Origin of the sequence: Daejeonella sp. (assembly GCF_044348475.1) — a bacterium.
Classification (GTDB): Bacteria; Bacteroidota; Bacteroidia; order Sphingobacteriales; family Sphingobacteriaceae; genus Daejeonella.
This window is the reverse complement of sequence record NZ_JBIKSU010000025.1, coordinates 20,741-27,154: the sequence shown is the minus strand read 5'-3', so window position 1 is coordinate 27,154 and position 6,414 is coordinate 20,741. Positions and strand designations below refer to the sequence as shown.

The 6,414-nt window shown below is 36.4% G+C and carries 7 protein-coding genes; all 7 read left to right on the top strand.

Annotated elements, in window-relative coordinates; all coding sequences use genetic code 11:
* Positions 1–983: uroporphyrinogen decarboxylase (gene hemE / locus ACIQZ6_RS07385; RefSeq protein WP_395809687.1), on the top strand; the 983-nt coding region annotated here is incomplete at its 5' end.
* Positions 984–1,205: 222 nt separating this feature from the next.
* On the top strand, positions 1,206–1,745 hold the full coding sequence (locus tag ACIQZ6_RS07380; RefSeq protein WP_395809685.1) for a CopD family protein: 540 nt from the start codon (positions 1,206–1,208) through the stop codon (positions 1,743–1,745).
* Between the two features lie 79 nt (positions 1,746–1,824).
* Positions 1,825–2,964 carry a hypothetical protein gene (locus tag ACIQZ6_RS07375; RefSeq protein ID WP_395809683.1) on the top strand — a complete coding sequence of 380 codons (1,140 nt, stop codon included), beginning with the start codon at positions 1,825–1,827 and terminating at the stop codon, positions 2,962–2,964.
* 204 nt (positions 2,965–3,168) lie between these two features.
* Entirely contained in the window at positions 3,169–3,738 is a 570-nt protein-coding gene (locus ACIQZ6_RS07370) for an RNA polymerase sigma factor (RefSeq protein WP_395809681.1), read from the top strand.
* On the top strand, positions 3,719–4,504 hold the full coding sequence (locus tag ACIQZ6_RS07365) for a hypothetical protein (RefSeq protein WP_395809679.1): 786 nt from the start codon (positions 3,719–3,721) through the stop codon (positions 4,502–4,504). Before ACIQZ6_RS07370 ends, ACIQZ6_RS07365 begins: the two co-directional genes overlap by 20 nt.
* Positions 4,505–4,516: 12 nt before the next feature.
* Positions 4,517–5,320 carry an outer membrane beta-barrel protein gene (locus tag ACIQZ6_RS07360; protein ID WP_395809677.1) on the top strand — a complete coding sequence of 268 codons (804 nt, stop codon included), beginning with the start codon at positions 4,517–4,519 and terminating at the stop codon, positions 5,318–5,320.
* A 71-nt stretch (positions 5,321–5,391) separates the two neighbouring features.
* A complete protein-coding gene (locus tag ACIQZ6_RS07355; RefSeq protein ID WP_395809675.1) occupies positions 5,392–6,384 on the top strand; it encodes an ABC transporter ATP-binding protein in 993 nt (330 codons plus the stop codon).
* Positions 6,385–6,414: the final 30 nt, after the last annotated feature.

Below are 6,414 nucleotides of genomic sequence, written 5' to 3'. Positions count from 1 at the left end.
CAGAGCGACCTCCGGTATGGATGATGCGCCAAGCGGGCCGGTTCATGCCCGAGTACTGGGAAATAAAAAATAAATACACCTTTCTGGAGATGTGTAAAACCCCTGAAATAGCAGCAGATGTGACCATGCTACCGGTCAATTTATTGGGTATTGATGCGGCAATTCTATTTTCAGATATTCTTGTTACCGCAGAAGCAATGGGCGGCGATCTGAGTTTTACTCAGGGTGTGGGTCCAAAGTTTGCAAACCCGGTGCGTAATCAGGCAGATGTAGATAAATTGCTTACAGAAGTAGATGATAAACTTCAATATGTTGCAGATGCCATTAAAGTAATTCAGCAGCGCTTAAATGGAAGTATTCCTTTGATCGGTTTTGCAGGAGCACCCTTTACGGTGATGAGTTACCTCGTAGAAGGAGGGTCATCTAAAGATTTTAAACTGACCAAACTTCTTATCCATAACCATCCTGAACTGGCTCATCAATTGCTTGCAAAAATTGCGAAGGTTACTGTTGATTATTTAAATCTTCAGATCAATGCCGGTGTTAATGCCCTTCAGCTATTTGATAGTTGGGCTCTTGCTTTGTCATGGGATGATTATAAAGAATTCTCTCATAATTATAATACAGAGATTATTTCAAAACTGAACAGAAAGGATATTCCAATCATTTCGTTTTGTAAAGGGAGCTCTGTTTTTGCACCACTGATGGCCGAATCAAAGCCCGATGTGATCTCAGTTGACTGGAATGCCGATCTTTTGGATATTAAAAAGATGCTTCCTGCAGGAATTGCTGTTCAGGGTAACCTAGATCCGCATATTCTTTATGCAGATAAGAAAGTAATTAAGGAAAGAATACATCGCTTATTTGAACGTATGCGCGGAGAAGATGGCTTTATCTTTAATTTGGGTCATGGTATTATGCCGGATATCCCATTTGATCATGTTAAATATGCTGTTGAACTGATTAAAGAGTTTAGGTATTAGGACTGAAGACTGAGGTTTGAGGTATGAAGACTGAGGTATGAAGTATGAGGACTGAGGTTTGAGGTATGAAGTTTGAGGACTGAGGTACGAGGTACTGGTATTATTATGCTACTAAGGAGTAATAAGGATTTTATTTTATGTATTATAATGTTAATGAATTAGCTTTTAGCTTTTAGCTTTCAACTTTTAGCTTTCAACTTTTAGCTTTCAACTTTCACCTTTATGCTATATCTGTATCTCAAGGCAATTCATATCATTTTTGTTGTCAGCTGGATGGCCGGACTGTTTTATATCGTTCGTTTGTTTATCTATCATGTAGAGGCTAATGACCGATCTGAGTTAGAGAGAATTACGCTACAAAGGCAGTTTGAGATTATGCAGCATAAGCTCTGGTATATAATCACAACCCCTGCTATGGCTATTTCTGTCTTAGCTGGTATTGCAATGATCTGGGTTAATCCTGTTTTATTAAGTATGAACTGGATGCTGGTAAAACTAGCCTTTGTACTTGGATTATTGGTCTATCATTTTTTATGTCAGAATATTATGAACAAGCTAAAACAGGGCATATTTACTTGGTCATCAACTCAGTTAAGGCTTTGGAATGAATTGGCTACAATTTTTCTGGTAGCCATCGTCTTTACAGTAATCCTTAAAAGTGCAGTTGATTGGATATATGGCTTAACAGGCCTTGTGGTATTTAGTGCGGTAATCATGTCAGCGGTTAAGATCTATAAGTATTATCGTTTAAAAAGAAAATAATTTTAAAACTGGATTGCGGATATTCCTGATCAACTCATCATTTAAACCTGAGGTTAGCATTGATTGCTGATAATTTTCAATGAAGAAATACTTTATTTTTTTATCCTTTCTAAGTATATATTATACTTCTTTTGCTCAGATATCTACTGATAGTTTAGAATATCGCATTCGCCCTGATAGTCTTAAATCCGGCGAACTTCAATTAAGCGTACAGAGTTTCAACTTTATGCGAAACTATGAGTACTTCAATAAAATTCAAGACGGTTATACTCTTTTCGGAACGCAGTTAGAGCCCCAGCTGGTTTATTATGCTCATCCTAGGCTTGCAGTAATAGCTGGTGTTCACTTGCAAAAAGATTTCGGGGATGAAGGCTTTTACAGAACGCTTCCGCTTCTAAGTGTTAAATACCAAAATGGAAATACCACCCTGATTAATGGTGTTTTAGAAGGCAATATTCATCATCGTATGGCTGAGCCGCTATTTGATTTTGAAAAAAGGATCACTGAACCTGTAGAATATGGTACTCAGTTTATACTTAAAAACACTTCTTTTTTCTTGGATGCCTTTATTAATTGGAAACGAATGATTTACAAGCCCTCTCCTGTGCAGGAGCAGGTGCTGGGTGGGCTTTCAGCAGATCTCAAAATAGTGAAGAACGCAAAAATCGATCTTTCTATTCCTGTCCAATTAACAGTTTTTCATCAGGGAGGACAGATTGATATTAACCCTGAGCCTTTACAAACGCTGGTTAATACCGCTTTGGGTTTTAAATTAAAGATTCCCTTATCTGGGTTTTTGAATGCTATACGAACGGAAAATTATTTGATGGGCTTCAATGATTTTTCATTCACAGATGTGCAGGCTTTTTCTAAAGGTCGCGGATGGTATCTTAATACTGGAATTGATACGCATTATGGTTCACTGATGGGAACTTATTGGAATGGAATGTCATTTATTTCTTTTAACGGTATGCCTCTATATCAAAGTGTTTCCCAGCATATTAACTACCCTGGTTATACAGAAAAGAACAGAAAGTTGATTATGCTTCGATATTCCTATCAGAAGCAACTTATTCCAAATCTTTATCTTGACTTTCGGTTTGAACCTTATATGGATTTGGGAAGACCAGCAGGAACCAGAAAAATAGAATTTTCAAATTCTTCTTTCTTGGTTTATAGACAGTCTTTCAAACTTCTCAAACCTAAAACAGATCGATAACATCGATCAGATCAAACCTTTAGCTAGGTTTTCTAAATAGCATGTCTGATTTATAGCTAGCAATTTTGTTTTTCAAATCTACTTGCCTAAATTAATGTAAAACTAAAGAATTAAAAATTCGACTAATTTAAGGCTATACTATTCAGATTTATTTTCCAAAGCGTGCAACTAAATGACAGTGTTTAGCATCTTAACTTAAAGCCTATGAATTTGGATCATTCCTATACGATAGATAGTTTGTTTGAAGGATGCAGAAGGGGTGATAGGAAAGCTCAGGAAAACCTATATAAAACTTTGGCATCTCGTATGATGGGAGTTTGTATGCGTTATGCAAAAGATACTTTTGAAGCCGAAGATGTATTACAAATGGGTTTTGTCAAGGTCTTTCAAAAAATATCCGATTTTAGGGGTGAAGGGTCTTTTGAAGGATGGATCAGGCGGATCATGGTGAATACAGCCATTGAATCCTATCGGAAGAATCTCAGAAATTTAAATTTGGTAGATATTGATGAGGTTTATGACCAGCCTCAAAATACATTTGATATGAGCGGGCTCGAGTTAAAGGATCTGCTTAAGCTAGTTCAGCAATTATCTAATGGTTATCGACTGGTATTTAACATGTATGTAATAGAGGGCTATTCGCATAAAGAAATAGCCAAACTTCTGGGTATAACTGAAGGGGCTTCAAAGTCGCAATTGTCAAGAGCTAGAGCTATATTAAAGGAAAAAATAATTAAAATGGAGGGCTTAAATTATGCATCCCATATCGGATAAAGACCTAGATAAATTATTTCAGCAACGTTTTGAAAATCTTAAAGTTGAACCATCAAATGAGGTATGGGGAAAGATTTCCAATACATTGGATAACAAGGTATCTGGCAAGCAATCATTTTCAACTTTCTGGATGGCTGCTGCAAGTGTTATTGTGGTGATCACAGCGGGTTTATGGTTTACCAGGCCAGTAGAAAAAATTAAACTTCAGAGCAGTAGCCCGATAATTGCTAAAGAAAAAGTTCAAGTTTCGGTTCCCCAATTAACAAAAGAATCTATTACTGAACCTGTTCAGCAAGAACCAATTCTTATAGAACTTAAGCCCAGACTTACAGAATTTGTAATTGAGAAACCAACAGAAAGTAATTATAAATTACTAACCGAAATTTCACAAGCCAGGCCTGAGTTGAAGCCTGCTGTAGAGCAAGCTCCAATTGTGATTGCTTCAGCTATAGTTAAAAAGACAATTGCTACGCTGCCAAAGCAATTAGTTAACGTACCTGAACGATATTCGGGTGATCAGTCGCTACTAGATGTTACCCAGGCAGATATGATTACTAAAGTGGATAGGCCTGAAGAGCATATATTAGATGAAGAACGCGTTCATAATGGACACAAAAGAATAAGGAGTATAGCTAGTTTGGTCAATTTTGTAATTGCTAAGGTTGATAAGCGAGAAGATAAATTGATAGAGTTCAAAGATGGTGTCGAAGGCTCTGAAGTATCCGGAATTAATTTAGGATTGGTTAAAATAAAAAGTAAAAAATAGAATTTTAAAAAAATGAAACGATTAGTTGTTTGTGCCCTATTAAGCACATTTGTATTAGGAGCCTTAGCTCAACAAAAAAAAGATACCATTCTGGTTATTACACGAGATACCACTCAAAAGGAACGGAAAAGTGTTATAATAAGGTTTGGTGATAAAGATTCTAAAAAGGATAGTACTAAGACAGAACCTAAATCAAAAAGTAAATTTTCTGTCCAGTTCAATGCTGCACGTTTGGATCTGGGATTGAGCACCTACACCGATAATGGTAGTTTTACACTTAGTCCTGCAAACTCATTCCTTGAACGTGATACCTGGAAAAGTAGCAATTTTGGTTTTGATTTTTTTCAAATGGGATATAGATTTAGTAGCTATTTTAAGATCTATACAGGCGCCGGTTTAGATTGGAATCATATGCGTTTGAAGCAAGATATTACCATGCAAAAGGAGAAACCATCACTTAGTTATGTAACTGAGACTGTTGATTATAAGAAAAATCGCTTCTCTAGTCGATATCTGCGAATCCCATTAGCATTCCAAATACGTTCCAAAACTGATAAAAAGTCTGTTTTTTTTGTTTTCGGGCCTGAGATCGGTTTCCTATTGAATGGGAAAGTTAAGCAAGTGAGTAAGCAAAATGGTAAAGATAAGTTTAAAGACGATTACAATCTAAATCCTTTTAGATACGGAGCATTTGCTAGGTTAGGATATGAAGCAACAGGTGTATTTGTTAAATACTATGGCAATGATGTCTTTGCTGATGGTCAGGGCCCTGCAGATTTTAAAAATCTATCTTTTGGATTGATGTTTGGATTTTAGGCAATGTAATTTAAAAAAGCCCCGCTTGTGCTGAAATTCAGCAGGCGGGGTTTTTTAGTATATTTGGTACCATGTCACAGCCTTTTATTTCTCTTAAAGACGTTAGTAAACACTATTCTGAAGATTCTTTTGCGGGAGTAAGTTCAGTAAGCCTTACCATTAATAAGGGTGATTTTGTAGCCATTGTTGGCGAAAGTGGAAGTGGAAAAAGTACGCTTTTAAAACTTATTTACGGTTTGCTAGCACCAGATTCAGGCGAAGTTTTTTTTAAAGCTGAGCATCTGAATGGGCCACATGAGAAACTGATACCTGGCCATGATTCTATGAAAATGCTTAGCCAAGATTTTAATCTGAATCTTTTTGCAAAGGTTTATGAAAATATAGAAAGCATGCTTTCTAATGAAGATTTGAACTCAAAGAAGCAAAAAGCAAAGAAAATGATGGAATTTCTCCGGATTGATCATTTGGCAACTAAAAAAATTGTTGACTTGAGTGGGGGTGAGCAGCAACGAGTGGCTCTAGCAAGAGCAATTATTACAGAACCTGAAGTTTTACTTCTTGATGAACCTTTCAGTCAGCTTGATGCAGTGTTGAAAACTCAGTTTCGCGCAGATTTAAGAAGATTATCTGATGAGTTGGGAATCACGATCATTATTGTTTCTCATGATCCAATTGATGGATTAACGCTAGCTAATCAAATGTTAATTTTAAAGGACGGAAAACTTATTGAATCAGGTAAGCCTGATTTATTATATTCAGAGCCCGCTCATATTTATACTGGCAAATTACTTGGCAATGCTTTCGTTTTAACAGTTGATGAAGCCAGGCAAATGGGTATAAAATCGAAAAAGGAACATGTTATGATCTATCCTGAATGGGTACAGCTTAAAAGTAGCTGGAGTAGCAAAGGGTATTTGATTCGGGATATTTTTTTTAAGGGTTTCTATGAAGACTTGCTTCTGGAAAGAAATGGAATTCAGGTAATTGCAGTGAATGCTCGTCCTGGTATATACAGTAAAGGGCAAAAAGTTCAGGTAATAATTAAAAATTACCTAGAATTTTAAGGCTGACAGAGTTTTTAAGCTCTTGCCAGC